Source organism: Pantoea sp. Ft-CA_14 (assembly GCF_024520875.1).
GTDB lineage: Bacteria > Pseudomonadota > Gammaproteobacteria > Enterobacterales > Enterobacteriaceae > Pantoea > Pantoea agglomerans.
The window spans coordinates 16,521-31,586 of sequence record NZ_JALNPM010000001.1 but is presented as its reverse complement, the minus strand read 5'-3'; the positions used below and the strand labels follow the sequence as shown (position 1 = coordinate 31,586).

9 protein-coding genes are annotated in these 15,066 nt (G+C 54.1%); 3 read left to right on the top strand and 6 right to left on the bottom strand.

The window, feature by feature from the left end; all coding sequences use genetic code 11:
- Positions 1 to 4: 4 nt before the first annotated feature.
- Positions 5 to 913 (top strand): LysR family transcriptional regulator, encoded by a 909-nt coding sequence (locus NR195_RS00130; protein ID WP_089414791.1) that lies wholly within the window; start codon positions 5 to 7, stop codon positions 911 to 913.
- Positions 914 to 1,006: 93 nt separating this feature from the next.
- On the opposite strand, the gene NR195_RS00125 is transcribed toward NR195_RS00130, so the two are convergent.
- Positions 1,007 to 2,215 (bottom strand): MFS transporter, encoded by a 1,209-nt coding sequence (locus NR195_RS00125; RefSeq protein WP_187515524.1) that lies wholly within the window; start codon positions 2,213 to 2,215, stop codon positions 1,007 to 1,009.
- 171 nt (positions 2,216 to 2,386) lie between these two features.
- Positions 2,387 to 3,289, bottom strand: a complete 903-nt coding sequence (locus NR195_RS00120) for a LysR family transcriptional regulator (protein ID WP_031590654.1) — start codon at positions 3,287 to 3,289, stop codon at positions 2,387 to 2,389.
- A gap of 491 nt (positions 3,290 to 3,780) precedes the next feature.
- On the opposite strand from NR195_RS00120, the gene NR195_RS00115 reads away from it, so the two are divergent.
- Entirely contained in the window at positions 3,781 to 4,191 is a 411-nt protein-coding gene (locus tag NR195_RS00115; protein ID WP_256843831.1) for a GFA family protein, read from the top strand.
- Between the two features lie 16 nt (positions 4,192 to 4,207).
- Here NR195_RS00115 and NR195_RS00110 read toward each other — a convergent pair whose 3' ends face one another.
- Together NR195_RS00110 and fdhF are read right to left on the bottom strand one after the other, a co-directional pair.
- On the bottom strand, positions 4,208 to 4,693 hold the full coding sequence (locus NR195_RS00110) for a DUF1641 domain-containing protein (RefSeq protein ID WP_060679143.1): 486 nt from the start codon (positions 4,691 to 4,693) through the stop codon (positions 4,208 to 4,210).
- A complete protein-coding gene (gene fdhF, locus NR195_RS00105) occupies positions 4,693 to 7,665 on the bottom strand; it encodes a formate dehydrogenase subunit alpha (RefSeq protein ID WP_256843830.1) in 2,973 nt (990 codons plus the stop codon). The genes NR195_RS00110 and fdhF overlap by 1 nt, the downstream gene beginning before the upstream one ends.
- 821 nt (positions 7,666 to 8,486) lie before the next feature.
- Between fdhF and NR195_RS00100 the strand changes: the two genes are divergently transcribed.
- Positions 8,487 to 9,107 (top strand): response regulator transcription factor, encoded by a 621-nt coding sequence (locus NR195_RS00100; RefSeq protein WP_033760375.1) that lies wholly within the window; start codon positions 8,487 to 8,489, stop codon positions 9,105 to 9,107.
- Positions 9,108 to 9,136: 29 nt separating this feature from the next.
- On the opposite strand, the gene NR195_RS00095 is transcribed toward NR195_RS00100, so the two are convergent.
- Entirely contained in the window at positions 9,137 to 14,677 is a 5,541-nt protein-coding gene (locus NR195_RS00095) for an AAA family ATPase (RefSeq protein WP_256843829.1), read from the bottom strand.
- Entirely contained in the window at positions 14,677 to 15,060 is a 384-nt protein-coding gene (locus NR195_RS00090) for a response regulator transcription factor (RefSeq protein ID WP_010670332.1), read from the bottom strand. Before NR195_RS00090 ends, NR195_RS00095 begins: the two co-directional genes overlap by 1 nt.
- Positions 15,061 to 15,066: the final 6 nt, after the last annotated feature.

Sequence of the window (15,066 nt, the reverse complement as noted above, 5' to 3'; positions counted from 1 at the left end):
AAGAATGGAAATCAACAGCATTGGGGATATTGCCGCATTCGTCGCGGCTGTAAAAGCCGGGAGTTACACCCACGCAGCGGGTTCCCTCGGGCTCACACGTTCTGCCATTGGCAAGAGTATTGTCAGGCTCGAAACACGTATGGGGGTTCGTCTCCTTAACCGTACTACCCGAAGCCTGAGTCTGACCGATGAAGGAAGGGTCATGTTCGATCGATGCCGACAGATACTGGATGACCTGGAAGAGGTTGATGCCGCCATGGCGATGCGCAGAGATAAGCCAACGGGGACTCTCCGGCTGAGTGCACCACTCTCTTTTGGGCAGCGCCATATCCTTCCCATTCTGGATATTTATCTGAAAAAGTGGCCGGAACTTCGTGCGGAGGTCTCCTTTAGCGACAGGTTTGTTGATCTTATTGAAGAAGGCTATGATATTGCCATCCGCATCGGTGAACCTCGAGATGACTCCCGCATTCTTACCAGAACGATTGCTTCGCAGCACATTGTTACTTGTGCCTCGCCCGAATATTTGTCCTCACGGGGTGTTCCGGAAACACCCGCAGACTTAACCAGGCATGACACTATTTTTCTTCTGAGTGCGGAAAAGAGACGTAGCTGGCGGTTTACAACTCCAGAAGGCACTTTTGTGTATGATGGGCCCGGGCGGCTAAACCTCGACAGTTCGGAAGCCATGCGGGCATCAGCAATTTCCGGATTTGGTATAGTCCATCTACCGACCTATTTGCTTGGAGAAGATTTGCGTAGCGGGAAATTGATACCCGTGCTTGAGGCGTACCCCTTCCCTCCGGAACCTGTTCGGATCATTTATCCCAGTAAACGACATTTATCCCCGCGAATTCGCTCCTTTATCGACTTGCTTGTTGAAAGCTGGGATCAAGGGTTACCCTGGGAATAATGCTCTGATGATAATCTTATTATTTTAATCTCATCCGGCAGCACAGGATCGGGAGATTACTTCAGGTTAAATTTATGCGGTATGCATTTTTTCTCATCCGGTCCGTAATTTCCTTTGGTTTCTTACCGTGAAATAAACTGATAATAAAATAGACGCACTTAAAATACAGCACAGTATAAGATAGGCATTTAGGGCTGTTTCCTGGGGAAAATGATCCATCATCATGCTCAGTGAAAATGGCAGCCAGTTACCCACGTAACCCACAATGTAAAGCAGGTTTATCAGATGATGTCGCTGACTCTGCCTGGCGACCACATTAACGATAGTGGCAGCCCCGACAAGTATTGCCCCATAGGCAAACCCTTCCAGCATAACGGATATGAAGAGAAGAGACGGGGCGATTGTGTGCACACTGCAGAGGGCCAGAAAAACGGCAACAAACTGGGCAATAATCCCGATTTTTAGTGACGAATAGTGGTGCTTTTTCCTCATCACTATCTGGGTGATACCTGCAACCAGCAGAAATGCCGACAGTGAATAGCTTACCAGCTGCACGCTGGTGACATTGAAATAGGTGCGAGCGAGAGTTGGCCCCTGGGACATAAACGTAGACGCCATCGCCCAGGAAAGAAATATGGCCATGCAGCAGACGATAACGTCCCGGAAAGAGAGTCCCCTGTAACTTTGAGCAACAACACTTTTCCGTTCAATGGTTACTGGGGTGCTGTCCCTGTTGATCATCAGGCGACTGCTCCAGATCCCAAACATTGAGATTACAACCAGAATAAAAAGAATTACGTAGGGAGTCTTAAGTGCATAAAAACTACGATGTACGATTTCCCCCGTGATTAAAGGACCAATAGCCTGTCCAAGGATTAATGAGGCAGAAGCGGTTAATGCAGCACTATTACTGACTTCTGTATCAAATAATTTAATCAGCGAGCGGTTGATATAGGCCATTAAAATACCTGAGCCAAGACCGGTAACAAAACGGCCAAGGATAAGTATCATAAATTTATCTGCAAACATCATTAATAGTGACGACAGTAAAACGCAGGCCAGACCTGCATAGAGAGGTCTTGTATACCGGTTAGTCATGATATTAACCCTGGCAGTAAATATCAGCGCTAAAAGAACACCTGCCGCATAAACACCAAATACCGCCATTATTTGAGAAGCACTGAAGCTATATAAACTGATGTACACGGGATAGAGAGGAGTAGGAAGACTGCTGCTCAGCATGCCGGTAAAGAAAGTCAGGGCCAGTGCGATCGCTGCCCGTGATGTTTGTCTGTCTGACATAGTAATTTCTTCTGTTTTGGAAAATGGATTCGTTCTGTGGAAATCCATAAAACAGTATCATGTTCCGTTAGCGAGGGGATTCGAGCAGCAGGAATACCCATTGTGACGTAGTTTCACAGCAGCAATTCAAATTGGACATAGGGAACAAGTGGAGGTGAGCTGACTGGAAATTCAAACACTCCAGGGATGAAGCGCTATCTGTTTTTCAATGAATTCAATAAAACAGCGGATGCGTGGGCTCAGATGCTGCCTTTTCGCGTAAATTATATAGAGCGGCTCTCTGACAGGAGACTGGAATGCCTTCAAAAGCGGTACTAATCTTCCTTCTCTGATATCCTGGTTTATGTGGAAGTCAGCCAGCCGGACGATACCTTCTCCTTTAATAGCCAGATCGCGCAGCAAATCACCCTGCGACAACGAGGCAACCGGTTTTACCGGGACTATCATGCTTTGGCTGCCTTCGGTAAATAACCACTGGTTCCAGTGGCTTTCAAAATTAAAGTGAAAACAGCGATGATCCATCAGTTCACGTGGATGGGAGGGTATGCCGTACCTGCTGAGGTAGGCTGGCGAGGCGCAGGTAATCCACTGGCTCTCACCGATACGACGTGCTATACGGGAAGAACTCGCAAGTACACCACCATAAATGGCCAGATCCAGCCCTTTATCAAAGTCATCCCGGTAAACCGGCCCCGTTTCAATATCAACGTTGAGGTCAGGGTAAGCTTCAATAAACTCGGGCAACCATGGAAGGATATGATAACGGGCAAAGGTGGTCATGGTACGGATTTTCAGCTGCCCGCTGATGCGTGATGGCATATCTTCAGCCAGTGAATCAGCCTCCGTCATTGCGTCAACGACTGCTCTGGCACTTTTAAGATAAACGTGTCCCTCTTCGGTCAGCGTTAACGTTCTCGTCCCGCGATAGAAGAGTCTTACCTGTAATCTCGTCTCCAGTCGGCTGATAAGTTTACTCATCGCTGAAGGCGTTAATCCGTTTGCCCGGGCGGCAGAAGAAAAGTTGCCGTATTCATACGCCCATATGAATGCAAGCAACTGATTATAATTATCCATATTGTCCCCGGTTATTGATGTAAAGATGTCTGGACTTTCCGATATAACCATCGTTCATTTAGAACTCAGCCTTTTCTCCAGCAACCTGATAGTTATGCCTTTTTTATAACATGTATCTCAAGCATTTGTGAAAGCGCAGGGAACTTTGGCGCACGTCTTTGCCTTGGATGTGCTGGACATGCTGATTATGGATATCTCTCGTTCTGCGAAAAATATCGATCAGAAATAGCTGCTCATGACGCTGCAGGAGCCGGGACGTGCTGCGCTATTACTTGATGAGAACACCAACGAGACAACTCTGCGGCAGGCTATTTTTCGCCGTATACCAGTAGCGAAACGGGCTGAACCGGTCCGCAAGGTAAAACCTCTTTCCAGATCAGACGAGTGAAACTTTCACTCTGAATAGTCGACAAATGCGTCCCCGATGCTGCCAAATCCCAGGCTTTGGCGTAGGCTGAAAGCTGGTTGGTTTCACTACACAGGAGATCACGATGCAAACTGAAATGACAGCACAATGCCACTGTGGCGCGGTGGCGTACCGGGTGACGCTGAAGGATGGATTTAATACGGTGCGCCGCTGCAACTGCTCGTTTTGCCGGATGCGCGGCGCGGTGGTGGTATTTGCGACAAAGGTGGAGCTGACCTGGGGTGAAGCGCAGCTCACAGAGTATCGTTTCAACAGCAAAGAGGTGGGCCACTACTTCTGTTCCGTTTGCGGCATTTACACCTTTCATCAGAGCCGCTCACAGCCCGATCAGTTCGGGGTGAATGTCGCCTGCCTTGAGGGGGTTTCGCCGTTTGATTTCACCGATGTCCCTGTCTCCGATGGTATCAATCATCCAAAAGATGGCGGCGCGGGCGGTGTAGCCGGTCATCTGATCTACACCCCCACGCAATCCTGAACGATCGCAGGCTGAACTACTCCCGTGTGGGCTTGCCACTGAAGCGGGTAATCGGCTTCTGCTCTTCACGGTCAATCTGTTGTGAGAAGACTTCAAGCGCCGCGAATATGGGGCGCAGTCCGCGCCACAGATCCTCATCATTGAGTAACCGGATAATGCCGCGGATGCCCGGCGCGGCTTTATCCTGACGGGCCTCATCGCGCGCGGGTTTAACGGCCATCGCGGCATCGCGAACGGCCAACAGCAGATGATTAAACCGTTCTGGCGGCACGCTGCCCAGCGTCATCATGAGTAGCGAGAGATTCTGCAGCGCGTTCTGCGTACCCGGCTGATTAAGGCCCGAAACCAGGATTTTCCCCACCTCGCTATTTGATTTAACCAGGTCGTTCGCCAGCCGCAGAAAACCGTGCTGGTGAAGATTTTCGATTAGCTCATCCATCGCCTCCCGGGCGGTCGGCTCAGTGCGTGTTGGCGGGACCTGATATTTCATCCGTTCTGCCATTAGAATTTCTCCGGTTTTTCGACATGTTCAGGCGGTTCCCGATAGCCAGCCTGCTGCCATTTTTGCTCTATCGGCAGGTGATCCAGCGGCGTACGACTGCCGTGACGGAAGTTGTGTAGTGGCACCGGATTAGGCTGCGACCGGCGATCAACGCGCTTCATATTTACGGCAATCTCTTTATAAGCCGGTGTGTTGACGTCGGGATCGTGATGTTCGCCAGTCAGAGCGTTGACGCCATCTTTGCCGTGATGAATCGGCATAAACAGCACGTTGCCTGCCACGCGCTCAGTGATCACAACAGGCACATCCAGCGATCCGCGCCGCGAGGTAATGCGTACCCACTCTCCTTCGTTCAGCGCGCGCTCGGCGGCCAGCTCCGGTGAGATCTCAACAAAGGCATTAGGCGACAGCGACATCATGCGGCCACCCTGCCCGGTCTGATTCATCGACTGGAAATGCTCCAGCATCCGCCCATTATTCAGTAGCAGATTATACTGTGAATCCTCCTGCTCGGCGGGCGGCTGCCAGCTCAGCGGATAGAGTCGTGCTTTGCCATCCGGGAAATTAAACCGTTCCGTGTAGAGTCGCGGCGTGCTTTCGCCTGCGGCGCTGACGGGCCAGAGCTGAGACTGCCAGCCGACCAGTTGCTCATAGCTGACACCCGCGAAAATCTCTGCGATGCCTGCCGCTTCCGCCATAATCGCGCCTGGGTTCGGGTAATGCCACGGATGACCGAGACGGGCGGCGAGATCGGTAAAGATCTCCCAGTCGGGCCGACAATCACCCAGCGGCTTCATGGCGGGTGAAAAGTGCTGGATCCGCCGCTCGGTGTTCACAAAGGTGCCCTCCTTCTCCACGCTGGGCGCACCGGGCAGCACCACATCGGCAAATTCGGCAGTGCGTGACATGAAAATGTCCTGTACGACCATAAATTCCAGCTTGCTGAAGGCGGCATGCACCGAAGTGGCATCGGCATCCGCAAACGCCGTCTCTTCACCGGTGATATACATCGCACGAATTTTGCCTTCACCGGCCTGCTGCACCATTTTGAAATTATCAGCACCAGGCTGATCGGAAAGCGCTTCAGGCGAGACGCCCCAGGCGTGCGCCCATTTTTCGCGCACCGCTGGGTCAGTGACTTTTTCATAGCCGGGATAGAGATTACTGAGGCAGCCAAAGTCGCTGGCGCCCTGTACGTTGTTGTGTCCGCGCATCGGATAACCGCCGGTGCCAGGCCGGCCATAGTTGCCGGTGACCAGCAGCAGGTTCGACAGCGCCGTACTGGTGTCTGCCCCGTGGCTGTGCTGGGTAATTCCCATCGCCCACAACACACAGGCACTGCCCGCCTGGCCGATCATTTCCGCTGCTTCAATCAGTTCTGATTCACTCAGTCCACATGTCTCACTGGCAAAGGCCAGCGTAAAGGGAGCGAGTGAGGCGCGGTACTCATCAACCTGGTTGACCCGCTGGGCCAGAAAAGCCTCATCCGCATAACCGTGATCGAACATATATTTTGCCATCGCCGAGGCCCAGACCAGGTCGGTACCGGGCCGGATACGCAGATAACAGTCAGCACGTTCCGCCATTTCATGACGGCGCGGATCAACGACCAGCAGTTTCTGACCGCGATGTTTGTGGCTCTGTTTGATGTGAGAAGCAATGACCGGATGGTTCTCGGCCAGGTTGCTGCCGACCAGCACAATCAAATCGGTCTGTTGCAGATCCTCAATCGTCCCGGCATCTCCGCCGTAGCCCACCGTGCGGAACAGCCCTTCTGTGGCCGGGTTCTGACAATAGCGCGAGGAGTTATCAACGTTGTTGGTGCCAAAAATTAAACGGGCGATTTTTTGGGTCAGATAGGCTTCTTCATTGCTGGCCTTGCTGGAGCCGATAAAGCCAATCGCATCGCCTCCATAATTCTGAGCGATACCCTGTAAACCTTCGGCTACCCGCTGCAAAGCTTCATCCCAGCTGGCGGGCCGGAAACGACCATGCTCGCGGATCAACGGCGTAGTCAGGCGCTCCGGGCTGTTGACGAAGTCCCAGCCGAACTTACCTTTAACGCAGGTCGAGATGCCGTTGGCCGGGGCTTCGGCGACCGGCTGAACTTTCAGGATATGGCGGTCGCGGGTCCAGATCTCAAAGCTGCAGCCTACACCGCAATAGGTGCAGACGGTTTTGGTGCGTTTGATCTCAGACTGGCGCAGCGCCACATCGATTTTCGAAACGCCGGTAATCGGCTCCATGCCGATGCTGTTTTCCAGCGTTTTAACAAAGTCGATCAGCGGACGCTTCAGCCCTTCATCCATCGCGGTAAAGGGGCCTGCATCTGGCTGCATGGTTTTTTCCAGCAGCGCATTGCATGGGCAAACTGTGACGCAATGTCCGCAGCTAACGCAGCTGGAACCGGCGATTTCCGTTCCGCCATCCCAGAGCACGCGAGGATGCGCCTGGGTGTAGTCAATCGACAGCGTCTCATTGACCTCGACATTCTGACACGCTTCGACACAGCGACCGCATAAGATGCACTGGTCAGGATCGTAGGTGTAAAACGGATTGGAATGATCTTTTGCGTAGGGCTTGGGCTCATGAGGATAGTACTGAATCGGAATGTGCATATCTGCCACGGCATTATGCAGCGTGCAGTCACCGGTGTTGTGCTCACAGACGGTACAGTAAAGCTCATGACGGTTGAGCAGCCGATCCATTCCCTCCTGCTGCGCGGCCTTAAGCGCACTGCCTTCACTCTGCACCTCCAGCCCCTCTTCAGTGCGGAGCGTGCAGCCGCGAACCCGCTCGCCGTTGGCATCTACCCAGCAGACATCACAACTTTGCAGCGGCGGCAACGCCGGGTGGTAACAGACATGAGGTAGTTTTTTCCCTTGAGCATCCAGAAAATCGATTAGCGGTTGATCAGCTAACCCTTTTAACCGTTCACCATTGTAGATAATGGTGCAGTAATTTTGACTCATATAAGCCTCATGACGACATTGCGACGAGCTACCGAATGGAAAATCTCCCTCTATTTAAAGGGTTGCTTCACAAGCTTAGTGAGGATTAGCAGCCACGCCATGAATACCGCTACGCTTATCAAGGTTACTTGCTGACAGATAAGGCTTTTTTAAATGTAATGACTTCTTACCGGCTAAATACGGGTCAGGTTTTACCCGGCTGATCGTCAGAATCTGGCACAGAGGCTTCGCGTTGATAAGCACTGGCCGCACAATGGTGAAGTTGAGGGTTAATAACCAAGCATAATGTATGTTGTAACTATATAATCAACTATATTCTTTCGCTATAAGACGCAGGGTAAAGATCGGTACGCTTATCAATCCGTCGTTTTGCCCTCAGACAAATTAATTATCAGGACCGCCGCGAGTTAACAGACTACTTCCGAATTAATTACGTACCGCCACTAACTTATTCCGGTACATATCAGGCTGAAACGATTTAATCTGGATAACGGGTTTATGGATTATTTTAGCTATTAAACGGGACTATTCTCCTGGCCGTGAGTGAGCGAATAATTTATGGCATAGCTATGTCGATCAAATGACAGTTATCAGCATTGACGCCCAGAACAGTGGCGCTCCACCCCAGAGTTGACGCTCACATTTTAGTCATACCTATCAGCCATTTATCTTAATTTTAACAAGCTGATAATTATAAGATGATAATGATAACTGTTATGGTAATATCCTGTTAACCCTGCCCGACACTTTCTCATCAGGGCCTCTTTACGCGTCATGCTTAATTAAATTATCAGTAAATACCTGGCTGAAATGAGGTCCCTATGAATCCCATCGTTTATATCGTTGACGACGACGCTGCTGTGACTGCTGCACTGCGTAATCTGCTCACTGCCGACGATTACACGGTTATCTCTTTTTCTTCGGCTGATGATTTCCTGGCTCACGCTTTTACTCCCCTTCCCTGTTGCCTGATTCTGGATATTAATCTGCCTGGTGCAGATGGATTTGATGTCGCACAGGCATTGATCGATCGTGGCTACGCCATTCCCACTATCTTCTTAACCGGCTTCGGGACTATTCCGGTCACAGTGCGGGCGATGAAAACCGGTGCTTATGAGTTTCTGACTAAACCTGTCGATCCCGATCGTATTTTGCAGGCGGTTGCAGAAGCCTTACAGATCGCCGGGCAGAATATGGCCTCTTCCGAGGAGCGAAGGGAGATACTGGAGCGACATCAGACCCTTACACCGCGTGAAAGCGAGGTCATGCTGCTGGCGATTAGCGGCCTGCTGAATAAGCAGATTGCCGCCGAAATGGGCGTCAGTGAGATCACGGCAAAAGTCCACAAGCGGCGGGTGATGGAGAAGATGAAGGCGCGGTCATTAACCGATTTGGTGCGGGCGGCAGAGCGGCTCAATATTGATCATACCCGACGCCGCTAAGGCCAGGCAGACACCTGGTCTCAATACGATTATCCCAGTGGCAGAGTGAACCAGAAACGGCTGCCGCCTTCCGCCCGGTTCTCTGCGCCTAATTCACCACAATGCTTTTTGATAATCCCTTTGCTGATGGTTAATCCCATGCCCATGCCACTTTTCTTCGTGGTGTAAAACGACTCAAAAATCCGTTCACGCACGCCATCCGGCAAGCCGCAACCACTGTCCAGCACCTCAAAACGCAGCGTGTCCGGCGTCGGGTTCTCTGACGTCAGCCGCAAAAGCGCCGCGCGCGGTAAATCGTCGGACATGGCATCGATGGCATTGATCACCAGATTCAGCAGCACCTGCTGAATCTGAACGCGGTCGCAATAGATATCCGCCTTTCCGGCCCTCAGTTTCAGCTCCAGCGAAATTCCGCGTCGCTCCAGCTCCACCCGGGAGAGCGCCAGAATATCGCGGGCGATCAGATGCAGGTTTTCCGAGGCAAAGCTTGATTCATGATTGCGGGTCAGCGCCTGCAGGCCACGAATTATCTCTCCGGCACGTTTTCCCTCTTTGATAATTTCATCCAGACTGCTGCTGGCATTCTCCAGCATCACCGGTTCACGCTTTAACCAGCGCAGGCTGGCACCGGCATTGGCCACGATCGACATCAGTGGCTGGTTAATTTCGTGGGCGATTGAGGCAGTCAGTTGCCCGACTGTGGTGGCGCGGGTTACACGGGCCAGATCCGCCTGTGCCATGCGCGCGGCATCTTCTGCCTGGCGCTGCAAGGTGATATCTGAAATGGTGCCGAAGTACTCTTTCACCTCGGGGAAGTTTTCTACCGGCTCTCCGATGCCTTTGATATAACGGCATTCACCATCCGGCCTGAGCACACGGAACTCAGCCTGCATACTACGTCCCTGACTGACGCTGTGCGTCACCAGTTCGCTGATGCACTCATAATCATCGGGATGAACGCGGGTCAGAAAATCTGCCATCGACAACCCTTTTTGATGGGCTGGCAGGCCCAGAATACGGCCATACTCTTCAGACACCATCATCATGTCCTCTGCCACTTCCCAGCGCCAGGTGCCGGTATGACTGATCTTCTCGCCGAGCATCAGCGAGGTTTTGCTGGCGCGTAGCTGCTTCTCAACCCGTCGCCGATGGTTGTTCTCCTCCAGCAGTTCAGCGTAGAGGCGCGCCGTCTCCAGCGAAACTGCCGCCTGAGCACTCAACGTTTTAACAATGTGGGAGTGCTCAGCCGTGAACGCATCGGGCATCAGGCGATTCTCCAGATAGAGCACCCCAACCATATTGGCCTGCCTGAACATCGGAACACATAACACCGCAGCGCCCGAGGCCACCAGGTAAGGATCCTGACTGAACGGACTGAACTCTTCCGGCTTGCCAGTACGTATCTCCTGACCGGTACGGATCACCGCGGCCAGTACCGATAGCGGCAGGTCAGTTGCGACGGGGCGCTCTTTGACAATCTGCACCCGCACGCCATCAGCCGTGCTTTCTGCCCAGGCCTGGGTTTCCGGAAGCGTACCATCCAGAATCCGGATAAGCCGACAGCGCTGGGCACCGGCCCGCTCCAGCAGGATGCGCATCAGGGTATGAATCAACCGATCAAGGTTGATCTCCTCCGTCAGGGCGCGCACGGCGGTCAGCACACTCTCCAGGTCGTAGAACGAGGCATCCTGCGTAAAGGGAATGGTCGCCACTGCACTGTTTTGCATCGGCGTGGTCAGATGCGGATAGTGCTGCTCAAGCTGGCGCACCATCGCCAGCGCGCCCCAGCTCTCCCAGCTTCTCATCGACGCTTTAACGTAGGCATCGGCGGCGGTATCTAGCTGTAATGCTTTGCAGTAGCGGCCAGCCAGCTGATTCGCCAGCGCATGAATGTGCAGATATCCCCCCTGGCGGGAGAGACAGATCGCATTTTCATACTGTTTCAGCGCCTCGCCCGTGTTGCCCGCAAGACGGGCACACTCTGCCCTGAGCAGGGCATATTTATCAGCAAAGAGTCCGGGATTGAGGTCGGCCCAGCCCGCAAATTTGTCCAGATCGCAGCGCAGCGTGTTGCTGTCAGCCGCACCGGGCTGCAGGCTTAGCGATAGTGCGCTGTAAAAATGCATATCCATCAGGTAGATGTAAGCGGGCACTGCGCTGGTCAGCGGACGAATTTCTGCAAAACAGCACAGCGCCTCCCGGTATTCTGCCGCAAAGAAATGCGCCATTCCCCGATACAACCCCGCCCAGAACAGCACCATCGCTTTTGGGCCAGAGATCACGCCCGGCTCGCTGCCCGCCACCATCGGCAAAGCGCCATCGCGATCGCCTGCCCTGAACCCGTTGCTGTTCCGCAGTTGCATCACCAGCTGCTTCTGCATGACCAGCACGTTCTCAACATCGGGATAAAAGGTTTTGCGGGTAAAAGCGAGTCCGCGCTCAATGGAGGTCATGACCGACTCCAGGTGATCGCCGCGTGTCAGCGTGTTCATGATCTGATGGCGCAACGAGAGGCAGGCAAAGGAACGGTCTCCGTGCATCACCGCGACGCGAAAACTTTCACGGGCACTTTCTACGGCGACATCCAGCGGCTGCGTCCAGATCCCCAGCTGATCCAGAGGCAGCAGCGTGCGGGCTTTGTAGCGGGTAAAGTCATGCCGCTCCACCAGCTCACGGGCCACCCGACCGCAGGCATAGCCAAAATGCCAGGCCTGATAGCGTTCGCTGATCAGCACGCTGAACCAGGCGAGACCAAACGCAGAGGCACCGGTCACGCCGTGATCCAGCGTCATCTCCAGCATCCGGCAGACCAGTAACAGATGCAGCTGCGGGCAGTCGTAGGCGGAGACAAAGATGGTGCTGGCCATCAGGTTCAGCACCGACTCAGTTTCCTGATCGGTGTTGCGTGGCAGTCGGGAAAAAGCCGCTTGCGGGGAATCACCAATCCGCGCCCTGATCGCCTGCCAGGCGGCGTCAATCTCCGCGTCGTCCGGATCACGCCTGAGATGCACACCAAATACTGCCAGCCAGGCGAGCGCAGTTTCCAGCGCCAGATGGTTGTCGGACTGACGCATATGAATTTCAGCAGAGAGACAGGCTGCCATCGATTTTTCACTGAGCGTGCCTGGCTCACTCAGCAGTCGGGTACAAAGCTTTTGCGCGGTCGTGAGATTACCGTGCAGAAATTCGCACTCCGCCTCATCGATGCCCAGCATAAAATCATTGCCGGTCACCATCCGCTGGCTGAGTTGCTGGGCGCTGCGCAGATAGCGCAGCGCCGAGAGATAATCTCCGGCACGTTTCGCTCCCTGCGCAGCACGTAAACAGAGGGGATAATAGCGTTCACGATCTGCGACGCTAAGTGGCAGTTCAGCAATCATGCCGATGTGATAAGCCGCGCGGAACAGCGTCTCACTGTGATCGGCATTTACAACCGCGGCCGACAGCCATGCCGCCGCCTGCTGATGAAGAGAGTGTTGCTGCAGGAGGTCGAGCAGTAAAAACGCTGCGTTATGCACGCGGTCGTGGGTAAAGGCGTAGTTCCCGCCAGTCAGGGTTATAAAACGGCCGCTGACGGCAGGCTCAAGCTGCTGCTGAATCCGCGATACGGACGTCGCGTTGATATGACTTAACAGCGACAGTTCACCGCTGGCCCCCAGACAGGCCAGTGAACCCAGCAGCTGGCGTGTAGCCTCCGGCATCCGCGCCAGCTGATTTAATACCAGCGTCGCCACATTGTCGGTGTACTGACGCGCAATCAGCGCCTGGCTGTCGTAATGCCACTTCAGCGGGTTCTGACGATAGACAATCACCCCATCATCCACCGCCTGACGGAAGAACTCCTGCATCGAGAGCGGATTACCACCGGTTTTCTCAAAGATAATCTGTGCCAGCTCACGATTGCCACCGGGACGGGTATGCAGCATTCCCGCCAGCCAGCGGGTGATGCTTTTAACACTGAGCGGCTGCGGCGTCAGCGCCACGACCCGTGCCGCCGATGCTCTGAGGCGCAGCAGAAACCCGGCAATCATCGGACAGGGCATCGACTCACCCTCCCGGAAGGCGAGCACCAGCATAAAAGGCAGATGCTCATTACGGGTAATCAGATTTTCCAGCAGTTGCAGCGTGGCATTGTCTGCCCAGTGAACATCATCAATCAGCATCACCAGCGGACGGCCCGGCGTGGCAAAGGCCTGGATAAGCGCAGACGCCATCTGATTAAACTGCTCGCGGGCGTCCGGGGCATGGCGCACCACCGGCTGCACTGTCCGGATATTCAGCAGCTGTTTTAGTTCAGGCACCAGTTCAATGGCTAAATCGGTATAGCCACCCAGCAAGCGCAACAGGCGAACCCGCCATTTGCTTAGCTCCAGGGCTGACAATCCCAGCAGATAAAGCGTGACCGTGCGAAACGCTGAGGCGACTGCGGCATAAGGTGCGGCAGGCGAATGTTGATCGGCCTTGCTGGCGGCCAGCAGAATCTGACGGTGCTGCAGGGTTTTCAGGGCGGAAGCGATAATGGCGGACTTTCCCGAGCCGGGCGCACCGCTCAGCATCACCAGGCTCTGCGTGCCAGTACGGTTGACCGCATCCAGCGTCGTCAGCAGCACGCGAGCCTGCGAATGTTGCGTGAACAGTGTCTCGGGCCGGAAACTGGTGCTGAACCGCTCCTGCAGACCGGGCGTGAACGGCGCAATGGTGTTTTCTGCGGTCAGCGTCGCCTGACAGCGGCGTAAATCAGCCATCAGCCCCTGCACGGTCTGATACCCGTCAGCAGGTGACTTTGCCAGCAGACGCAGCAGAATCACAGAGAGCATCAGCGGCACATCCTCTCTGACCTGGCCGGCTGGCCGGGGTGCGCTGGCGATGTGATGATGAATCCACTCCGCCTCCCCCGCATCCGGTGAGCCAAACGGCAACTTACCGGTGAGATACTCATACAGCACGACACCCAGACTGTAGAGATCGCTGAGGCTGCTGACCGGATGCGGCGTGCGGCCGGTATGTTCAGGTGACATATAGGCCAGCGTACCGCCTGAGACGCGCAGGCTGTTTTTTTCCGCCGACTGCGCCGCCAGCGAGGAGAGGCCAAATCCGCCCAGCCGGAACCGGCCATCGTCACTAATAAAAAAATGGCCCGGCTTGATATCCCCATGCACGATGCCCTGATGATGCGCCTGGCCGAGCGTGTAGCAAAGCTGCAATGCAACCTGCAGGAAGTCAGCGATTTTATCGGGAGGGGTCGCGAGGTTATTCGCCAGGCTGCGAAACGGAAACGTGGGGTAGATCAGCGCATAGCGGTTGAGGTAACGGGTGGTGCCCGTCGCGGTGATGGCCCAGCGGGGCGAAAGATAAGCGGCCAGCGCTCGTTCATTTTTCAGCCGCTGCGTCGCCTGAAACGTGACGTCGTCACTCTGTCCGGTGGCGATTATCAGCGACTCACCTGAGTGACGGCGCGCCAGCATCCAGAGCAGGCAGCCATCCTGCGCCAGCGGCGTCAGCGTGTCGAAATCTTCAATCGCGATCCCTGCGTCGTCACTCTCCTGAAAATTAACCGAAAGCATGCTCATCAGCGCACCTTTCCCTGAGATAACTCGCAACGGATCAGTGTCAGCAGCGTATCAACATCAATCGGCTTTCGCAAAAAAGTCACGGCACCTAAGGCAATGGCATACCACAGGGTGGTCTCTTCCAGATCTGCCGAGATAAAAATCACCGGTGGCAGACCTGCCCGCTGTTTCAAAATAGTGAATAGCTCAAAGCCGGACATGCCCTTGAGTCCGACATCAATGATCAGCATGCCCACCTCTGAAAGCGCATCGTCATCGCTCAGCAGCGCCTCACCTGACTCAAATAGTCGGGTCGAATAGCCGTCTGAATGCAACAGATTGCTGAGTCCACTGCGGACCGCGCGTTCATCGTCCACAATGACAATACGCTGTGACAGCGCCATGCAGTT

Coding starts and splice junctions, on each gene's coding strand:
- NR195_RS00130 (WP_089414791.1), top strand. CDS start 5: ATGGAAATCAACAGCATTGGGGATATTGCCGCATTCGTCGCGGCTGTA.
- NR195_RS00125 (WP_187515524.1), bottom strand. CDS start 2,215: ATGTCAGACAGACAAACATCACGGGCAGCGATCGCACTGGCCCTGACT.
- NR195_RS00120 (WP_031590654.1), bottom strand. CDS start 3,289: ATGGATAATTATAATCAGTTGCTTGCATTCATATGGGCGTATGAATAC.
- NR195_RS00115 (WP_256843831.1), top strand. CDS start 3,781: ATGCAAACTGAAATGACAGCACAATGCCACTGTGGCGCGGTGGCGTAC.
- NR195_RS00110 (WP_060679143.1), bottom strand. CDS start 4,693: ATGGCAGAACGGATGAAATATCAGGTCCCGCCAACACGCACTGAGCCG.
- fdhF (WP_256843830.1), bottom strand. CDS start 7,665: ATGAGTCAAAATTACTGCACCATTATCTACAATGGTGAACGGTTAAAA.
- NR195_RS00100 (WP_033760375.1), top strand. CDS start 8,487: ATGAATCCCATCGTTTATATCGTTGACGACGACGCTGCTGTGACTGCT.
- NR195_RS00095 (WP_256843829.1), bottom strand. CDS start 14,677: ATGAGCATGCTTTCGGTTAATTTTCAGGAGAGTGACGACGCAGGGATC.
- NR195_RS00090 (WP_010670332.1), bottom strand. CDS start 15,060: ATGGCGCTGTCACAGCGTATTGTCATTGTGGACGATGAACGCGCGGTC.